The sequence below is a fragment of the Mycobacterium kyorinense genome, from assembly GCF_002101735.1.
In the GTDB taxonomy this organism is placed as follows: domain Bacteria; phylum Actinomycetota; class Actinomycetes; order Mycobacteriales; family Mycobacteriaceae; genus Mycobacterium; species Mycobacterium kyorinense.
This window is the reverse complement of sequence record NZ_LQPE01000172.1, coordinates 57990-76055: the sequence shown is the minus strand read 5'-3', so window position 1 is coordinate 76055 and position 18066 is coordinate 57990. Positions and strand designations below refer to the sequence as shown.

19 protein-coding genes are annotated in these 18066 nt (G+C 66.6%); 18 read left to right on the top strand and 1 reads right to left on the bottom strand.

The genetic code is table 11. The annotated features are described in order from the left end of the window. From hisB to AWC14_RS26210, 10 genes are all read left to right on the top strand, one after another. Nucleotides 1-609: an imidazoleglycerol-phosphate dehydratase HisB gene (gene hisB / locus AWC14_RS26255; RefSeq protein WP_235215916.1), complete on the top strand. Its 609-nt coding sequence runs from the start codon at nucleotides 1-3 to the stop codon at nucleotides 607-609. Continuing rightward, nucleotides 606-1220, top strand: a complete 615-nt coding sequence (gene hisH, locus AWC14_RS26250) for an imidazole glycerol phosphate synthase subunit HisH (protein ID WP_045379244.1) — start codon at nucleotides 606-608, stop codon at nucleotides 1218-1220. Before hisB ends, hisH begins: the two co-directional genes overlap by 4 nt. Nucleotides 1221-1222: 2 nt before the next feature. Next, a complete protein-coding gene (gene priA, locus AWC14_RS26245; protein WP_045379241.1) occupies nucleotides 1223-1951 on the top strand; it encodes a bifunctional 1-(5-phosphoribosyl)-5-((5-phosphoribosylamino)methylideneamino)imidazole-4-carboxamide isomerase/phosphoribosylanthranilate isomerase PriA in 729 nt (242 codons plus the stop codon). 5 nt (nucleotides 1952-1956) lie between these two features. After that, a complete protein-coding gene (locus AWC14_RS26240; protein ID WP_045379239.1) occupies nucleotides 1957-2757 on the top strand; it encodes an inositol monophosphatase family protein in 801 nt (266 codons plus the stop codon). Next, nucleotides 2757-3530, top strand: coding sequence for an imidazole glycerol phosphate synthase subunit HisF (hisF, locus tag AWC14_RS26235; RefSeq protein WP_045379236.1), 774 nt, complete (start codon nucleotides 2757-2759; stop codon nucleotides 3528-3530). Before AWC14_RS26240 ends, hisF begins: the two co-directional genes overlap by 1 nt. After that, nucleotides 3527-3874, top strand: coding sequence for a phosphoribosyl-AMP cyclohydrolase (hisI, locus tag AWC14_RS26230; protein WP_045379233.1), 348 nt, complete (start codon nucleotides 3527-3529; stop codon nucleotides 3872-3874). The genes hisF and hisI overlap by 4 nt, the downstream gene beginning before the upstream one ends. 677 nt (nucleotides 3875-4551) lie before the next feature. Further along, entirely contained in the window at nucleotides 4552-5703 is a 1152-nt protein-coding gene (locus AWC14_RS26225) for an MFS transporter (RefSeq protein ID WP_237761618.1), read from the top strand. 871 nt (nucleotides 5704-6574) lie between these two features. Then, complete coding sequence (locus AWC14_RS26220) at nucleotides 6575-7861, top strand: MFS transporter (protein WP_045383316.1); 1287 nt, start codon at nucleotides 6575-6577, stop codon at nucleotides 7859-7861. Between the two features lie 194 nt (nucleotides 7862-8055). Then, a complete protein-coding gene (locus tag AWC14_RS26215; protein WP_158089931.1) occupies nucleotides 8056-9006 on the top strand; it encodes a WXG100 family type VII secretion target in 951 nt (316 codons plus the stop codon). Beyond that, on the top strand, nucleotides 8967-9422 hold the full coding sequence (locus AWC14_RS26210) for a hypothetical protein (protein ID WP_045383313.1): 456 nt from the start codon (nucleotides 8967-8969) through the stop codon (nucleotides 9420-9422). Before AWC14_RS26215 ends, AWC14_RS26210 begins: the two co-directional genes overlap by 40 nt. 401 nt (nucleotides 9423-9823) lie before the next feature. On the opposite strand, the gene AWC14_RS26200 is transcribed toward AWC14_RS26210, so the two are convergent. Further along, nucleotides 9824-10288 carry a peroxiredoxin gene (locus tag AWC14_RS26200; RefSeq protein ID WP_045383307.1) on the bottom strand — a complete coding sequence of 155 codons (465 nt, stop codon included), beginning with the start codon at nucleotides 10286-10288 and terminating at the stop codon, nucleotides 9824-9826. A 62-nt stretch (nucleotides 10289-10350) separates the two neighbouring features. On the opposite strand from AWC14_RS26200, the gene AWC14_RS26195 reads away from it, so the two are divergent. The 8 genes from AWC14_RS26195 to AWC14_RS26160 all read left to right on the top strand — a co-directional run bounded on the left by AWC14_RS26195 (nucleotide 10351) and on the right by AWC14_RS26160 (nucleotide 18038). After that, complete coding sequence (locus tag AWC14_RS26195) at nucleotides 10351-11880, top strand: anthranilate synthase component I (RefSeq protein WP_045383304.1); 1530 nt, start codon at nucleotides 10351-10353, stop codon at nucleotides 11878-11880. Continuing rightward, nucleotides 11873-12475 (top strand): TIGR02234 family membrane protein, encoded by a 603-nt coding sequence (locus AWC14_RS26190; RefSeq protein WP_045383302.1) that lies wholly within the window; start codon nucleotides 11873-11875, stop codon nucleotides 12473-12475. The genes AWC14_RS26195 and AWC14_RS26190 overlap by 8 nt, the downstream gene beginning before the upstream one ends. Before the next feature lie 88 nt (nucleotides 12476-12563). Continuing rightward, nucleotides 12564-13382, top strand: a complete 819-nt coding sequence (trpC, locus tag AWC14_RS26185) for an indole-3-glycerol phosphate synthase TrpC (protein WP_045383299.1) — start codon at nucleotides 12564-12566, stop codon at nucleotides 13380-13382. Further along, a complete protein-coding gene (gene trpB, locus AWC14_RS26180; RefSeq protein WP_045383298.1) occupies nucleotides 13361-14641 on the top strand; it encodes a tryptophan synthase subunit beta in 1281 nt (426 codons plus the stop codon). The genes trpC and trpB overlap by 22 nt, the downstream gene beginning before the upstream one ends. Beyond that, the gene (gene trpA, locus AWC14_RS26175; RefSeq protein WP_081968281.1) at nucleotides 14605-15450 is read left to right on the top strand and encodes a tryptophan synthase subunit alpha; all 846 of its coding nucleotides are present in this window, start codon (nucleotides 14605-14607) and stop codon (nucleotides 15448-15450) included. The genes trpB and trpA overlap by 37 nt, the downstream gene beginning before the upstream one ends. Continuing rightward, nucleotides 15447-17264, top strand: a complete 1818-nt coding sequence (locus tag AWC14_RS26170) for a prolipoprotein diacylglyceryl transferase (RefSeq protein WP_045383294.1) — start codon at nucleotides 15447-15449, stop codon at nucleotides 17262-17264. The genes trpA and AWC14_RS26170 overlap by 4 nt, the downstream gene beginning before the upstream one ends. Nucleotides 17265-17290: 26 nt before the next feature. Beyond that, a complete protein-coding gene (locus AWC14_RS26165; protein WP_045383292.1) occupies nucleotides 17291-17635 on the top strand; it encodes a TM2 domain-containing protein in 345 nt (114 codons plus the stop codon). Beyond that, entirely contained in the window at nucleotides 17625-18038 is a 414-nt protein-coding gene (locus tag AWC14_RS26160; protein ID WP_045383291.1) for a DUF2752 domain-containing protein, read from the top strand. The genes AWC14_RS26165 and AWC14_RS26160 overlap by 11 nt, the downstream gene beginning before the upstream one ends. Nucleotides 18039-18066: the final 28 nt, after the last annotated feature.

Genomic DNA, 18066 nt, shown 5'->3' with positions numbered 1-18066 from the left:
ATGAGTCGTCACGCGCGAGTCGAACGCAGTACCAAGGAATCCGACATCGTCGTCGAACTCGACCTCGACGGCACCGGCCAGGTTGAGATCGACACCGGTATCCCGTTCTACGACCACATGCTGACCGCGCTCGGCAGCCATGCGAGCTTCGACTTGAGCGTGCGCGCCAAGGGCGATGTCGAGATCGAAGCGCACCACACGATCGAGGACACCGCGATCGTGCTCGGGCAGGCGCTGGGGCAGGCGCTGGGCGACAAGAAGGGCATCCGCCGGTTCGGCGACGCCTTCATCCCGATGGACGAAGCGCTGGCGCACGCTATCGTCGACGTGTCCGGGCGGCCGTACTGCGTGCACACCGGCGAGCCGGATCACCTGCGCCACTTCACCATTGCCGGCAACACCGTGCCATACCACACGGTCGTCAACCGGCACGTCTTCGAGACGCTGGCCAACAACGCCCGCATCGCGCTGCATGTGCGCGTGCTGTACGGCCGCGACCCGCACCACATCACCGAAGCCGAGTACAAGGCCGTCGCACGAGCGTTGCGCCAGGCCGTCGAACTGGATTCGCGGGTGGCGGGTGTGCCGTCCACAAAAGGCACGCTGTGAAGTCGGTTGTCGTCCTTGACTACGGCTCGGGCAACCTGCGATCCGCGCAGCGTGCGCTCCAGCGGGTCGGCGCCGCGGTGGAGGTCACCAGTGATCTGGGTGCCGCGGCCGCGGCCGACGGCCTGTTCGTCCCGGGAGTAGGCGCTTTCGAGGCGTGCATGACCGGGCTACGAGGGATTGGCGGTGAGCGGGTCATCGCCGAACGTGTCGCCGCCGGCCGGCCGGTGCTGGGTGTCTGTGTCGGGATGCAGATCCTGTTCGCGCGCGGCGTCGAGTTCGGGTTGGAGTCGGTCGGCTGCGGGCAGTGGCCCGGCGCCGTCACCCGGATCGACGCGCCGGTGGTTCCGCACATGGGCTGGAATGTCGTAGAGGCCGCGCCGGGCACGGCGTTGTTCAAAGGCCTCAGTACCGATACGCGTTTCTATTTCGTGCACTCCTATGCTGCGCAGCGCTGGGAGGGCGGACCGGACGCGCTACTGACGTGGGCCACCCATCAGGTGCCTTTTCTGGCCGCGGTGGAGGACGGACCGTTGGCGGCCACGCAGTTCCACCCGGAGAAGAGTGGGGATGCCGGGGCTGCCGTATTGAGCAATTGGGTTGAGGGGCTTTAGTTATGGCGTTGATTTTGTTGCCCGCCGTCGATGTGGTCGACGGGCGTGCGGTGCGACTGGTGCAGGGACGCGCCGGCAGCGAGACCGAGTACGGCTCGGCGCTTGATGCCGCGCTGGGCTGGCAGCATGACGGCGCCGAATGGGTACACCTCGTCGATCTCGACGCGGCGTTCGGCCGCGGCTCCAACCGCGAACTGCTCGCCGAGGTGGTCGGCAAGCTCGACGTCAACGTCGAACTGTCCGGCGGGATTCGCGACGACGACTCGCTGGCCGCCGCGCTGGCAACGGGCTGCGCGCGGGTCAACCTCGGCACGGCGGCGCTGGAAAATCCGCGATGGTGCGCCGCGGCGATCGCCGAGCACGGCGAGCGGGTAGCCGTCGGCCTGGACGTCCAGATTGTCGACGGCGAACACAGGCTGCGAGGCCGCGGCTGGGAAACCGACGGCGGCGACCTCTGGGACGTGCTGGAACGTCTTGACAGCGAAGAATGTTCACGATTCGTCGTCACCGACGTCACCAAGGACGGCACACTGATGGGCCCCAACCTGGAGTTGCTGCGGGCCGTCACCGAGCGCACCGATGCCCCGGTGATCGCATCCGGCGGGGTGTCCAGCCTCGACGACCTGCGCGCGATCGCCGGCTTGGGATGCGTCGAGGGGGCCATCGTCGGAAAGGCGCTCTACGCCGGGCGATTCACCCTGCCTCAGGCTCTGGCCGCGGTGGCGGAGTAGCGGCGATGGACCTCGACGCACTGGTGGCCCAGGCATCGGAGATCCTCGATGCCGCGGCTGAGCCCTTCCTCGAGGGGCATCGCGCCGATTCCGCGGTCAGCAAAAAAGGCGACGACTTCGCGACCAAGGTGGACCTGGCCATCGAGCGACAGGTCGTCGAAGCGCTGACCAAGGCCACCGGAATCGCGGTACACGGCGAGGAATTCGGCGGCGCGGACGTCGACTTGCCCTGGGTGTGGGTGCTCGACCCGATTGACGGGACATTCAACTACGCGGCCGGATCCCCGTTGGCCGCGATCCTGCTGGGGCTGCTGCACGACGGCGATCCGGTTGCGGGGCTGACCTGGCTGCCGTTCACCGGCCAGCGCTACACGGCCGTCGCGGGCGGTCCGTTGATGAAAAATGGTGCGCCGCAGCCGCCGCTGGAGCGCACCGCGCTGGCCGACTCGGTCATCGGCATCGGCACCTTCAACATCGATTCGCGCGGACGGTTTCCGGGCCGCTACCGGCTGGCGGTCCTGGAGAACCTGAGCCGGGTGTCGTCGCGGTTACGCATGCACGGTGCCACCGGCGTCGACCTGGCCTATGTCGCCGACGGAATCCTGGGCGGTGCAATCAGTTTCGGCGACCATGTATGGGACCACGCCGCCGGGGTAGCGCTGGTGCGGGCCGCCGGCGGGATTGTCACAAACCTGGCCGGCGAACAGTGGACGCCGCAATCCCGGTCAGCGTTGGCCGCGGCTCCCGGCGTGCACGCCGAGATGCTCGAAATCCTGCGTCGCACGGGCAACCCCGAGGACTACTGATGAGTTTGGCGGTCCGCGTGATTCCCTGTCTCGACGTCGACGACGGCCGAGTGGTCAAGGGTGTCAACTTCGAGAACCTGCGGGACGCCGGTGATCCCGTCGAACTGGCCGCCGCCTACGACGCCGAGGGCGCCGACGAGCTGACCTTTCTGGACGTGACGGCGTCGTCGTCAGGGCGGGCCACCATGCTGGATGTGGTGCGCCGCACCGCCGAGCAGGTATTCATCCCGCTTACCGTCGGCGGCGGTGTGCGTTCGGTGGCCGACGTCGACGTGCTGCTGCGGGCCGGTGCCGACAAAGTGTCGGTCAACACCGCCGCGATAGCGCGACCCGACCTGCTGGCCGAGATGGCGCAGGCTTTCGGGTCGCAATGCATCGTGTTGTCCGTGGACGCCCGCACGGTACCGCCCGGTTCGCCGCCCACGCCGTCGGGCTGGGAGGTCACCACGCACGGCGGGCGGCGCGGTACCGGCATCGACGCCGTCGAATGGGCGGTGCGCGGTGCCGAGTTGGGAGTAGGGGAGATCCTGCTGAATTCGATGGACGCCGACGGCACCCAGGCGGGATTCGACCTGGCGATGCTGCGGGCGGTGCGCGCGGCGGTGAGGGTGCCGGTGATCGCCAGCGGTGGCGCGGGAGCGGCCGAACACTTCGCGCCGGCGGTGGCGGCCGGTGCCGATGCGGTATTGGCGGCCAGCGTCTTTCACTTCCGGCAGCTGACCATCGGACAGGTGAAGGCGGCGATGGCCGCCGAGGGGATCACTGTGCGATGAGCCTCGACCCGGAAATTGCGGCCCGCCTCAAGCGCAACGCCGACGGACTGGTCACCGCCGTCGTACAGGAGCGTAGCAGCGGCGACGTGTTGATGGTCGCCTGGATGGACGACGACGCGCTGGCCCGGACGCTGGAAACCCGTGAGGCGACGTACTTTTCGCGGTCGCGGAGTGAGCAGTGGATCAAGGGCGCCACCTCGGGCCACACCCAGCACGTTCACTCGGTGCGCCTGGACTGCGACGGCGACACCGTGCTGTTGGTGGTCGACCAGGTCGGCGGCGCATGCCACACCGGTGATCACGGCTGCTTCGACACCGACGTGCTGTTGCAACCGGAGGACTGACCGGGCGACGGGTGTAACTCCGCGGTTGTCCCGAGTTGGGCTGTTCATTTACCTCTCAGCGATTTCATTAAAAGCTCCGTGCTCCCCACAGCACCGGCGGCAGCGTTGCTGCGAAAGCCGAAGAGACCGAGGGCTCAGATGTGTCACTCATGCATCGCATCATGCCCAGTGCAACACGAGCCCGGTGGCGTTCCATCGAATAGCGCTGCGGTACAAACGATCAGCGCGGGCCGCTGCATATATCGATCTGAGTCGCGCCAAATCCGTGACATTGATCTGGCGCGGAGGCCGCCCTGACCGCGCTTAGCAACGAACTCCGATTCGGGGGCGCGTTGACCAGCGCCAGTCATCGGCCGGGTTCCAAATGCAGTTATCGCTCGAGGTCCCCAGGTCGGAGCATGTCCCATCTCCCGGTTCCACGTTTCGGAGGAGCGTGAGCCGTTGTCAGTCAAGCAGTAGGATCGGACAGCTCCGCAAAGCGTCGTCGAGATGTCCGGCGCCGATTGCACTCGGCAAAATGTTCTCGGCGAATGTTGGAACTGGCCGGAACATTCGGTATTCAACCACTGTTTACCTCCAGTTGGTCATTCTGACATGTCAGTTCGTTTTTAATGAAGCCGGTGTCGAGCCAGCACGTGGAACCAGCCACATCCATTAGCACGGCGCGACGGTGGTTGATGCTGGCGGTCACGCTGGCGGTGACGTCGTGTGCCTTCCTGTTCATCAACTGCGGTGTCTTCCTGATCCCGGCGTTGCAAACCGACCGCCACACCTCGCTGACAGCAGCCGGTCTGTTGTCGGCGATGCCGAGCTTCGGCATGGTGGTGACACTGGTTGCCTGGGGTTACCTGGTAGACCGATTTGGCGAGCGGATGGTGCTAACTACGGGCGCGGCGTTAACCGCCGTGGCGGCCTTTGCCGCGGCACCGCTGCACTCGTTGATGGCGATCGGCACATTGCTGTTCCTGGGCGGGATGGCCGCTGCGAGCTGCAACACGGCCGGCGGTCGGCTGGTGTCCGGCTGGTTCCCCTCGCACCAACGCGGTCTGGCGATGGGAATCCGGCAGACCGCCCAACCGCTGGGTGTTGCGATCGGCGCCGTGGCGATGCCCGAGCTGATCGAGGTCGAAAACGGTTTTTTCGCCGCGTTGTTATATCCGGCAATCGCCAGCGCGGTGGCCGCGCTGGCCAGCTTCACCTTTTTAACCGACCCGCCGCGGCCGATACGGGCGGCCGCCACCGAGGCGCAGCTGGCGAACCCCTATCGGGGATCGAACGTGCTGCGACGCATCCACTTGGTATCGGCGCTACTGATGGTGCCGCAGTCGGTGACGGTAACGTTCATGCTGGTCTGGTTGATCATCGACCATCACTGGTCGACCCCGACGGCCAGTGCGCTGGTGACTGTCGCGCAGCTGATCGGAGCGTTGGGTCGCGTCGCGGTCGGCCGCTGGTCTGATCATGTGGATTCGCGGTTGCGGCCGAAGCGGATAATCGCCGTTGCCTGCTTCGTGGCGCTGCTGGTGCTGGCGCTTAATGATCACCTGGACTCACCGCTCGCCGAGGCCGCCATGGTCGTCGCGGCGGTGATTGCGGTGGCCTACAACGGGTTGGCGGCAACCGCGATCACCGAGTACGCCGGACCGTTTTGGAGTGGGCGCGCGCTTGGCGCGCAAAACACCTGCCAGCGGGTGATGGCAGCAGCTGCACCGCCAACGTTCGGCGCGCTGATCACCGCGGCTGGATATCCCCTGGCGTTCGCGGTATGCGCGTTGTTCCCGCTGGCGGCAATACCTCTGGTGCCAGTCAACTACGAACGGACCAACTAATTTAAGTCAGTCCTCGCGCTTTCCCGCACACGGCAACCGGCTCGAGCCGGGGGGGGGGGGGTGATGTTGGCCAGATGCTGTCGGCGCAAAATGTCGGCACCGACGTAGCCAATACCCCGCTCACCGGCAGCGCACAGATCGGCGTGCGATACGACAAGCGCCTCGGCCCGCTGTGCGCGTGGCTGTCCGAGGTCCGCCACGAAACAGTTGGCTTGAGCCGATCGGCGGCGTTGCAGGCGCCTCAGGCACGCCAACGGCTTCAAACTCGTTCTCCGGTACGACTACCGCCACAACGTGATGGCACGCCCATCGGGCGCCGTAGCAACACTTATTAACCTTGTTGCCAACGCGCTCGTTTTGCCTGCCTTCGCTACATCGCCCGTGCCTCGCCGAGGCACGTGTGGGCAACACCCGCGACCACCCCTGCCGCGGAAAACCACCTGACACGCTCGGAATCCCGACACCACTGCACGGCGGCGCTGGGCTACGGCTATCCTCATGAGCACCGCGACGATGTTGTCGCGCAACAATATTGAGGACGAATTGGTCTGGATCCACGATTGCCCGCCGACGACCACGGCGGTGCAATGACCATCGCACTGCGAGTCCCAGCCGGCGGGTGACTTCGGACCGAATCCACGACCCATTTGTCTTGATCCGTACACGGCCGGCAATGATCGCATTCGGCAGAGCTAATGGGATTCTCGTGGAACCAGGTGTCGCATTTCAACAATCTAGCTGTCAATGGCCATGTAGAAGTCCCCACTGATGGCCAGCAAAAGCCAGTAAAAGTGCGCATCCCGTTGCGGGCGATTGGCTGACTCAGGTGGCGGCTTCCTTCTAACGGCGTAGCGCGCCGACTATAGGGTTTGTGACCGTGCGAAAGTCCCCGCTGCTGGCATGGGCGCTCTGGGATTGCGGTGCGACGGGCCTGAATGCGCTTGTCATCACGTTCGTTTTCCCGGTGTACTTGACGGCCTCGGTAGGAACCGGTGGTGATACGTCGCCGACGAGTTCGCTGGGCCGGGCGATGACCATTGCCGGCGTCGTCGTCGCCCTCTGCGCGCCAATGACCGGCAGCTGGATCACCGACCCGCGGCGACGCCGCCACGTGCTGACCGGCCTCACCTTGGCGGTTGTGGTGTTGACCGCGGCGATGAGCTTGATCCGCGACGATCCCCGCTACCTGTTGCCGGGTCTGGTACTGCTGGCCGCCACCGCAGCCTGCGGCGACCTGGCCTCGGTCCCATACAACGCGACGCTGCGGCTGATCTCCACGCCGGAGACCTCCGGCAGAATCTCCGGATTTGGCTTGGCCTCGGGCTATGTCGGAAGCGTGGCCTTGCTGTTGAGCGTCTATGTCGGCTTCATTGCGGGCGGTGGGTCCGCGGCCGGTGCGCTGGGCATTTCAACCGCCGATGGCCTGAACGTGCGGATGGCGATGCTGCTGACCGCGGCCTGGTTCCTGCTTTTCGCGCTGCCGCTGTTGATCTGGGCGCCGAAACCACCGGCCGTAGCACGCGATCAGCTCGTCGCCGCAGTGGGCGCCGCTCGGCAGCTCTGGGCCGACCTTGTCGCGGAGTGGCGCCGCGACCGCAACGTCGTCTACTACCTGCTGGCCAGCGCGGTGTTTCGGGACGGGCTGTCCGGTGTTTTCGCGTTCGGGGCCGTGTTGGGCGTCAACGTGTATCGCATCTCGGCGGCCGATGTGCTGCTGTTCGGCGTAATGGCCTGCACTGTCGCGGCCGTCGGCGCGGTGCTCGGCGGCCTGCTCGACCAGCGCGTCGGGTCCAAGACCGTCATCCTCGGCTCGCTAGCGTCGATGATCGCCGTCGGACTGACACTGCTCATCCTGTCGGGGCCGCTGGCGTTCTGGGTGTGCGGCCTGCTGCTGTGCCTGTTCATCGGCCCGACGCAGTCGTCGGCGCGCGCTCTGCTGCTGCAGATGACCACCGACGGCAAGGAGGGGTTGGCCTTCGGGCTCTACACCACGACCGGGCGCGCCGCAGCCTTCCTAGCGCCGTCGATGTTTTTCGCGTTCATCGATTTCTTCGGCGCCGACCGAGCCGGCCTGGGCGGTTTGTTGGTCGTGCTGGCCGCCGGTCTGCTGGCGATGCTGCCGATACGTGCCCGGCGCGCCGAATCCGTTGCGGCGTAGCACCTACGCCGACGACCGCGCCCGCAACGTCGCCAACGCCTTGCCGGCGTGCGAGTTGAAGTTGAACTATTTCAGGCACTTTGGCAAATGTCGGCACCGGTAAAAATCGGTAAGAGCGCGTACGAAACGCGTACGACTGGGCGCGGTGTCGACTTTCTGCGATGGCAGCCATAGCCGACGGTAAGCTCCCTGGCATGGACCAGCTGACCGCCGATCCCGCCGCCATTGTCAAGGAGGCTGGCAATTTCGAGCGGATAGCCGACGAGATCAAAGCCGTCATCGCCCGCGTGGAGCAGGCAGCTTCCGCGCTTGATGAGCACTGGCAGGGCACCGCCGCCGATGCGGCTAAGCAAGCGCTGGCGCGCTACCACGATGCCGCCACGGCGCAGGTGGGGCTGCTCAACGAGGTCACCACAAACTTGCAGACCGCTGCTGCGAAGTACAGCGTGACCGATGATGAGCGGGCGGAGGCGGTAGCGGCGGTGATGGGCTCAGCGATGGGTGATCCGACGAATGGGCACGGAGCACCCCAAGCCGTGCATCCGGCAGCGGCGAACGGGCACGGCAACGGGGCACCCCAAACCGCGCCGGCGAACACCACCGGGAGCGGATTCAATTATGGGGGGACGGCTCCCGGCGTCTACAAACACAGCACGGACTCGCCCAACTCCGTGCGCCTGGTGGACTTTAAGACGGACGGCGGCCCGCAGCCCGCGCCGCAGCCGAGTTTCATTGACCAGTACGAGCAGCAAATAACATCAGCTGGTCCGCAATCGCCAGCGCCTCCAATACCTATGCCCTCGTCGGGGCGCACCGCACCTGCTGCGCCGCAAGCGCCCGGACCAATGCCGGTTTCCCCGCCGCCGCCGAGTTTCGGGCAGTGCGTGGGTGATCACGTGAGGGACAGCGTTGGCCAGGAGATGGTGAAGGACGCGTTTAAGAGCGCGGCCGAAAAGGCGGCCCTTGGCGCGGCGGGTGGAGCGCTGGTCACTCCGGAAGCCGCAGGAGCCGGGGCGTTGCCTGGTGCGGTGCTTGGCTGGGTCGGCGGCTTCGGCCAGGGGTTGATCGAGGCACCTATCGAGGCCGCTGCCAAGGGGGCGTGGGAATGCGCGGACGGGCCGCCCATCCCTGGAGTGACCAAGTGATCAACACGAAGCGGGCCGTGCTTTTCTTGCCGGTGTATCTCGCGTGGGTGCTCATGATCGAGGGGCTGTTCAATTCGGCCAGCCCTGCTGGCAGTAAGTCCGTGCCGGTGTGGATGATTGTCGGATTCATCGTGTCGGCGGTGGCCGTGGCCGTCGTCGTGATTTGGTACCTCATCGCACGCGGGGGCGGCAAGGTTCCCCAGCAGCGTCACCACGCCTACATGGCTGTTCTGATCGCCATTGTCGTGTCCGGCTTTGTCGATGATGCGCTGAAGGGCGTCGCGGTCCTGTTGTTCGGTGGGCACCATTGGTGGGCCTTAATCCCGACCTACACGCTCGGGTATGCGGTGTTCTGGGTAGTGCTTGCGTATACCGCGAGCATGTTTGCTCGGCGTGACCGCACAACGCCGGGGTAGATCGATGCTGCAACTTTCGCGCTCCGACAAGCTCCGGTTCGCGATATCGATGGTGGTTGCGCTGGTTTCCGCGGGTGGTGCGATAACCGCTGTTGCAGACGGTAATTGGGGCAGCGTCGTCGTCCTTGGCATAGCGTGCGCGGGAGCTCTGTTCGCCGCGCTGGGTACGCTATCGAAGAATCCGAAGATATACCGGCTCGTATCCAACGAGTGGCTGATTAGGGCGTGGCGGCAGAACAACGAGCGGTGGCACAACGAGGAGCGCCAATCGTCCCGATAGCGCTTGCCGCCATTGTCGCGCGGCTGGCACTCGGTACCGGCGCAATGGTCATCGCGCGACGCACAGCTGCGACTCGGCACGCTCACGGTCTGAGCGTTTGCTGGGCAACGCAAAACTACGTCTAGCTGGCTAGCCGCGCCCGCAACGTCGCCAACGCCTTGTCGGCGTGCGAGTTGAAGTTGAATTCGCTGCCGATCACGTCGAGCACCTTGCGGTCGGTGTCGATCACGAACGTCGTGCGCTTCACCGGCATCAACTTGCCGAGCAGTCCGCGCTTCACTCCGAACCGCGCAGCGACGGTCCCGTCGGCGTCGGACAGCAACGGGTAGTCGAAGCTGTGCATCTCGGCGAACTTGGCCTGCTTGTCGACGGCATCGGTGCTGATACCCACGCGTTGCGCGCCCACGGCGGCGAACTCCTGGGCCACATCGCGGAAGTGGCACGCCTCGCGGGTGCAGCCAGCCGTCATCGCAGCGGGATAGAAGAACAACACGACGGGCCCGTCGGCCAGCAAGGTGCTCAGCTTGCGCGGCGTTCCGTTCTGGTCGGGAAGCTCGAAGTCAGGCGCGGTGTCACCGGTTTTCATGGGCGTCACGCTACGCCGGGGGCCAATGCGGCGCCGGAGACGATGCCTTGGAAGATAGAGGGATGCCCGCCGACCTCGCCACCACCTCGCGCGAGGACTTCCGCATGCTTGCCGCCGAGCACCGAGTTGTCCCGGTGACCCGCAAGGTCCTGGCCGACGCCGAGACTCCGCTGTCGGCCTACCGCAAGCTGGCCGCCGACCGGCCGGGCACCTTCCTGCTGGAGTCGGCCGAAAACGGTCGCTCCTGGTCACGGTGGTCGTTCATCGGCGCCGGCGCGCCTTCCGCGCTGACGGTACGCGACGGCCAGGCGGTGTGGCTGGGCGCAGTCCCGCAGGACGCACCCACCGGCGGCGACCCGCTGCAGGCGTTACGCACCACGCTGGAACTGCTGGCCACCGCGGCGCTGCCGGGTCTTCCGCCGCTGTCGGGCGGCATGGTCGGCTTCTTCGCCTACGACATGGTGCGACGGCTGGAGCGACTGCCCGAATTGGCCGTCGACGACCTTCAATTGCCCGACATGCTGTTGCTGCTGGCCACCGACCTGGCAGCCGTCGACCACCACGAGGGCACCATCACGCTGATCGCCAACGCGGTGAACTGGAACGGCACCGACGAGCGCGTCGACGAGGCTTACGACGACGCAGTCGCCCGGCTGGATGTGATGACCACGGCGCTGAGCCAGCCGCTGCCGTCGACCGTGGCGACCTTCAGCCGTCCCGAACCCAAGCACCGCGCCCAACGCACCGTGGAGGAATACGGTGCAATCGTCGAACGTCTGGTCCACGAAATCGAGCGCGGCGAAGCGTTTCAGGTGGTGCCGTCGCAGCGTTTCGAGATGGACACCGACGTCGAACCGATCGACGTCTACCGGATGCTGCGGGTGTCGAACCCGAGTCCGTACATGTATCTGCTACACGTCCCGAATGATGCTGGGGGGACAGCTTTTTCGATCGTCGGCTCCAGCCCCGAGGCCCTCGTCACCGTGCACGACCAGTGGGCCACAACGCATCCGATCGCCGGCACGCGGTGGCGCGGGCAGACCGACGAAGAAGACGTCTTGCTGGAAAAGGAATTACTGCACGACGAGAAGGAGCGCGCCGAGCACCTGATGCTGGTCGACTTGGGCCGCAACGATCTCGGCCGGGTCTGCGTGCCGGGCACCGTGCGCGTCGAGGATTACAGCCACATCGAGCGTTACAGCCATGTCATGCATCTGGTGTCCACGGTGACCGGGATGCTCGCCGAGGGCCGCACCGCACTCGACGCGGTGACCGCATGTTTCCCCGCCGGCACGCTGTCCGGCGCGCCGAAAGTGCGGGCGATGGAGCTGATCGAAGAGGTCGAAATAACCCGGCGCGGCCTGTACGGCGGCGTGATCGGCTACCTCGACTTCGCCGGCAACGCCGATTTCGCGATCGCCATCCGCACCGCTCTGATGCGCGACGGCACCGCCTACGTGCAAGCGGGCGGCGGGGTAGTGGCCGATTCCAACGGTCCCTACGAGCACACCGAGGCGACGAACAAGGCTCGCGCCGTACTGGGCGCGATCGCGGCCGCCGAGACCCTGACCGCCCCCCAAACCCATGGTTAAGCGGCGGCTGGCCCAAGCGCTGCTGGTGGTTGCCGCGGTCGGGTTGTGGGCCGCGTCGCGGCTGCCATGGGTTGCGATCCAGTCCTTCGACGGGCTTGGCCAGCCGAAGACCGTCACCCTGTCCGGCGCGTCGTGGTCGACGGCGCTGCTGCCACTCGCGATCCTCCTGCTGGCAGCGGCCGTCGCCGTGGTGGCGGTGCGCGGCTGGCCGCTGCGCCTGCTGGCGGTCCTGGTGGCTGCCGCGAGCCTCGCGATCGGGTACCTGGCCGTCAGCCTCTGGGTGGTCCGCGACGTCGCGGCCCGCGGGGCCGACTTGGCACACGTGTCGCTGCTGACGCTGGTGGGCAGCCAGCGCTATCACGCCGGCGCGGTGATCGCCCTTGCGGCCGCGGTCTGCACGCTTGTCGGCGCCGTCCTGCTGATGCGCTCCGCCGCGTCGGGCGGCGCCACCAAATACGTGACACCCGCGGCCCGACGGTCACAAGCGCAGCGCGGCGACGGCACCCTGTCGGAGCGGATGATCTGGGATGCGCTCGACGAAGGCCGCGATCCAACGGATCGATCACAATCCGACTCCGACACCGAGGGTCGGTGACGAAGCGCACGCCGACGGTCGCTACCCTTCGATGGACATCGTCAATTTGACGGTGACAGCGGGGTCAAAAGGGGAAGGACCGGCAAGGATGAGTTCGGCAACCGTGCTCGACTCCATCATCGAGGGAGTTCGCGCCGACGTTGCCGCTCGTGAAGCCGTCGTTCCGCTGGCCGAGGTGAAGGCCGCGGCCGAGGCGATGCCGGCGCCGCTCGATGTGATGGCGGCACTGCGCGAGCCCGGAATTGGCGTCATCGCCGAAGTCAAGCGGGCCAGCCCGTCGGCGGGCCGGCTCGCGTCGATTTCCGACCCGGCCAAACTGGCCCGCGCCTACGAAGACGGCGGCGCGCGCATCATCAGCGTGGTCACCGAGCAGCGGCGTTTCAACGGCACGCTCGACGATCTCGACTCGGTGCGCGCAGCGGTCAACGTACCGGTGTTGCGCAAAGACTTTGTGGTGGGCCCGTATCAGATCCACGAGGCGCGCGCGCACGGCGCCGACATGTTGTTGCTGATCGTTGCGGCGCTTGACCAGCCGGTGCTGGAGTCGATGCTGGAACGCATCGAGTCGCTTGGCATGACCGCTCTGGTGGAGGTGCACACCGAGGAGGAAGCCGACCGAGCCCTGAAAGCGGGCGCACGGGTCATCGGTGTCAACGCCCGGGATCTGAAGACGCTGAAAGTCGACCGGGATTGCTTCGCGCGCATCGCACCTGGGCTTCCGACCGACGTGATCAGGATCGCCGAGTCCGGTGTACGCGGCACCGCTGATCTGCTCGCCTACGCCGGTGCCGGCGCTGACGCGGTGCTGGTCGGTGAGGGTCTGGTCACCAGCGGTGATCCTCGCGCGGCCGTCGCCGACCTTGTCACCGCGGGGAGGCATCCGTCTTGTCCGAAGCCAGCCCGCTAAGCGTGCACGGCCCGGAACTTCCACGTTCCAGCGCTGCCATCGCCGAACCGACCAGCCACGACCCCGATTCGCGCGGCCACTTCGGGGTGTACGGCGGCCGATTCGTCGCCGAGGCGTTGATGGCGGTGATCGAAGAGGTCACCACCGCCTACGACAAGATCCGCACCGACCAGGGTTTCCTGGACACCCTCGACAAGTTGCAGGCCCGCTACACCGGTCGGCCATCGCCGTTGTACGAGGCGGCGCGACTGCGTGAGCACGCGGGAGGCGCACGGATCTTCCTCAAGCGAGAAGACTTGAACCACACCGGTTCTCACAAGATCAACAACGTGCTCGGTCAGGCGTTGCTGGCCCGGCAGATGGGCAAAACACGGGTGATCGCCGAGACCGGCGCCGGCCAGCACGGGGTGGCCACCGCCACCGCCTGTGCGCTGCTGGGACTGGACTGCGTCATCTACATGGGCGCCGTCGACACCGCACGACAGGCGCTCAACGTGGCGCGCATGCAACTCCTCGGCGCCGAGGTGATCTCCGTCGAGTCCGGTTCGAAAACGCTCAAAGACGCGATCAACGAGGCATTCCGGGATTGGGTCACCAACGCCGACAACACCTACTACTGCTTTGGCACGGCGGCCGGGCCGCATCCGTTCCCGACCATGGTGCGCGACTTTCAGCGGGTGATCGGGCTTGAGACCCGGGTGCAGATCCAGGATCAGGCCGGGCGGCTGCCCGACGCGGTCACCGCCTGCATCGGCGGAGGATCCAACGCCATCGGGATCTTCCATGCGTTCCTCGACGATCCCGGGGTTCGGCTGGTCGGGTTCGAGGCGGCCGGCGACGGTGTCGAAACCGGCCGGCACGCAGCGACATTCACCGGCGGGTCGCCCGGGGCGTTCCAGGGGTCGTACTCGTATCTGCTGCAAGACGACGACGGCCAGACCATCGAGTCACACTCGATTTCGGCCGGGCTGGACTATCCCGGTGTGGGCCCGGAGCATGCCTGGCTCAGGGAGACAGGGCGCGCCGAGTACCGGCCGATCACCGATGCGGAGGCAATGGACGCGTTCGGATTGCTGTGCCGCACGGAGGGCATCATCCCCGCCATCGAGTCGGCGCATGCGGTGGCCGGTGCCCTGCAGCTGGGCGCCGAGATGGGCAGCGGCGCAGTCATTGTCGTGAATTTGTCCGGCCGCGGTGACAAGGACGTCGAAACCGCGGCGAAGTGGTTCGGCCTGCTCGACGACAAGGACCGCTCGTGATCGTGGAGCAGAGCGAAACAAGCCGGCTGGCAGATCTTTTCAGCTCGTGCAGGCAGGACAACCGGGCGGCCTTGATCGGTTACCTGCCGACCGGATACCCCGATGTGCCCACCTCGGTCAATGCCATGACCGCGCTCGTCGAATCCGGTTGCGACCTCATCGAAGTCGGCATTCCGTATTCAGACCCGGGAATGGACGGACCGACGATCGCGACCGCGTCGGAGGCCGCACTGCGGGGCGGGGTGCGTGTCCGCGACACCCTCGCTGCCGTCGAGGCGATCAGCGCGGCCGGTGGCCGTGCCGTCGTGATGACCTACTGGAACCCCGTGCTGCACTACGGGGTTGACGCATTCGCGCGAGACCTCGCGGCGGCCGGAGGGCATGGCCTGATCACGCCTGACCTGATTCCCGACGAGGCCGAGGAGTGGCTGGCTGCCTCCGACAAGCACCAGCTGGACCGCATTTTCCTGGTCGCGCCGTCGTCGACGCCGCAGCGGCTGGCAGCGACGGTCGAGGCGTCACGCGGGTTCGTCTACGCCGCATCGATCATGGGTGTCACCGGCGCGCGCGACGTGGTGTCACAGGCGGCGCCGGAGCTGGTGCGTCGGATTCGGGCGGTTTCCGCCATACCGGTCGGGGTTGGTCTGGGTGTGCGCTCGCGCGATCAGGCGGCACAGATCGCCGGCTACGCCGACGGCGTCATCGTCGGCTCGGCGCTGGTCTCGACGCTGACCGACGGCATCCCCGCCCTACGCGCGCTCACCGAAGAACTCGCCGCCGGTGTGCGGCAAAGGATTTCCTCGCCATGACGACGACTGTGCTTGCTTACTTTCCCAGCCCGCCACGTGGCGTGTGGCACCTTGGGCCTGTCCCGATCCGTGCCTACGCGTTGTTCATCATCATCGGCATCGTGGTCGCGCTGGTGATCGGCGACCGCCGCTGGGAAGCGCGGGGCGGCGAACGGGGAGTCATCTACGACATCGCGCTGTGGGCGGTGCCGTTCGGGTTGGTCGGCGGGCGCCTGTATCACCTGGCCACCGATTGGCGAACATATTTCGGCGAGGGAGGTGTCGGCCTCGGCGCGGCGCTGCGAATCTGGGACGGCGGCTTGGGGATCTGGGGCGCAGTCGCCTTGGGCGGTATCGGTGCATGGCTCGGCTGTCGTCGTCGCGGTATCCCCCTTCCCGCCTTCGGCGACGCCGTCGCTCCCGGGATCGTGCTGGCGCAAGGGATCGGCCGGCTCGGGAACTACTTCAACCAAGAGCTTTTCGGCCGAGAGACGACGCTGCCGTGGGGCCTGGAGATCTTCTACCGGCGCGACCCGGCCGGATTCGTCGACGTGCATTCTCTCGACGGGGTGTCGACCGGGCAGCTTGCGATGGTTGTGCAGCCAACCTTCCTCTACGAATTACTTTGGGACGTCTTGGTATTCGTGGTGCTGATCTGGCTTGACCGACGGTTCAGAATCGGGCACGGCCGGCTGTTCGCGCTGTACGTCGCCGGCTACTGCGTCGGGCGATTCTGCATCGAGCTGTTGCGCGACGACGCCGCTACCCACATTGCCGGCGTCCGAATCAACTCCTTCACATCGACTTTCGTGTTCATCGGCGCGGTGGTCTACCTCATCCTGGCGCCCAAGGGTCGCGAAGATCCGGCCACACTCGGTGGGACGGCTGCCGCCGAACTCGAGCCGCAGCCGGCGCCGGAGCTCGCGTCGGTGGGTGCGGTGGCCGCGGCCGATGAAGCCACAACCGCCACGGCGGTGGCGGTGCCCGAGGCGACGACGGAGGAGGCCGCCAATGCGGAAACCGAGGCGGTGCCGGTAGACACCGAGGCTGAGCCAGAAGTGGCGGCGGTTGCCGAAGCCGACGAACCCGAAGCCGAAGCGCCTGCGGTTGAGCCGGAAGCGGAAGCGGAAGAGCCCGAAGCCGAATCGGCTGAGGTCGAGCCGGACGAGCCGGCGGCAACGGACGCCGAGGAACCCGAGGCAGAGGCGCCTGAGGCTGAGGCGGAGGTTTCGCCTGCGGTTGAGCCGGAAGAGCTGGTGGTCGCCGCAGCCGAGGAATCCGAGGCGGAGCCGCCTGAGGCTGAGGCGGAGGTTTCGCCTGCGGTTGAGCCGGAAGCGGAAGCGGAAGTGGAAGAAGCCGAAGCCGAATCGGCTGAGGTCGAACCGGAAGAGCTGGCAGCTGCGGACGCCGAGGAACCGGAGCCAGAAGCTGCGGCCGAGGCGGCGGAGCCAGAGGCTGAGGAACCGGAAGTAGAGGTCCCTGAGGCTGAGGCCGCCGAGCCTGAGGCCGAGGTCGAGGAGCCCGAGCCAGAAGAGCTGGCCGAGGTCGAGGCGCAAGAGCCTGAGGCTGAGGAACCGGAAGTAAAGGAGCCTGAGGCTGAGCCGGAGGAGCCTGAGCAAGCCGAAGAATCCGAGGCTGAAGCAGCTGAGATCGCGGCGGAGGAGGAGCCTGAGGAACCAGAGGCTGAGCCCGAGCCTGAACAATCCGAGCCTGAGGAACCAGAGGCTGAAGCAGAGGAAGCAGAAGCTCAGCAACCTGAGCCGCCAGTGGCAGAGCCGCCCACAAGAGGCTGGCGATCTCGCCTCGGCAGGCTTAGGCGCAGGTCGGAGCGATAACCGCCCCGCCCGCAAGCCGAACTGGCATGCTGAAGAGCGTGACCGACCCTACTGCCGGAGCGCAGCCGCCCTATCCGCCCGCTAACTACGTGGACCCGGCGGCGCCCTACGGTCGACACCCCGTCACCGGCGAGCCGCTGTCGGACAAGTCGAAGGTTGTCGCCGGTCTTCTCCAGCTGATCGGTCTGCTCGGGATCGTCGGAATCGGCCGCATCTACCTGGGCCAGGTTGGCCTCGGAATCGCTCAGCTGATTGTGGGTTTGGTCACCTTCGGGCTTGGCGCCGCGGTCTGGGGCGTCGTCGACGCCGTGCTGATACTCACCGACAAAGTGCGCGACCCGCAGGGCCGCCCGTTGCGCGATGGGACCTAGCCCGGCGCTGCTGACGCGACGCCGCCGCTACGGCGCGATGGGCGCCGGGGCACTGCTGGCAGTTGCTCTTGGCTACGTCGGACTGGTCGATCCGCACAGCGAAACTTCGGCATTCCCCGCCTGCCCGTTCCGGCTGCTGACCGGCTGGAACTGCCCCGCGTGCGGCGGACTTCGCATGACCCACGACCTGCTGCACGGCAACCTCGTGCAGGCCGTCACCGACAACGTCTTCCTGCTCTTCGGCATCCCGATCCTCGCGACATGGATCCTGGTGCGCCGACAGCGGCGGCAAGCCGTGATGCCACTGCCGGCGATCGTGACGATCGTGAGCGCAACACTGGCCTGGACGGTGCTGCGCAATCTGCCCGGTTTTCCACTGGTTCCGACGCTATTCACCGGGTAGCTCAGGCACCACGACTATGCTTTGTCGT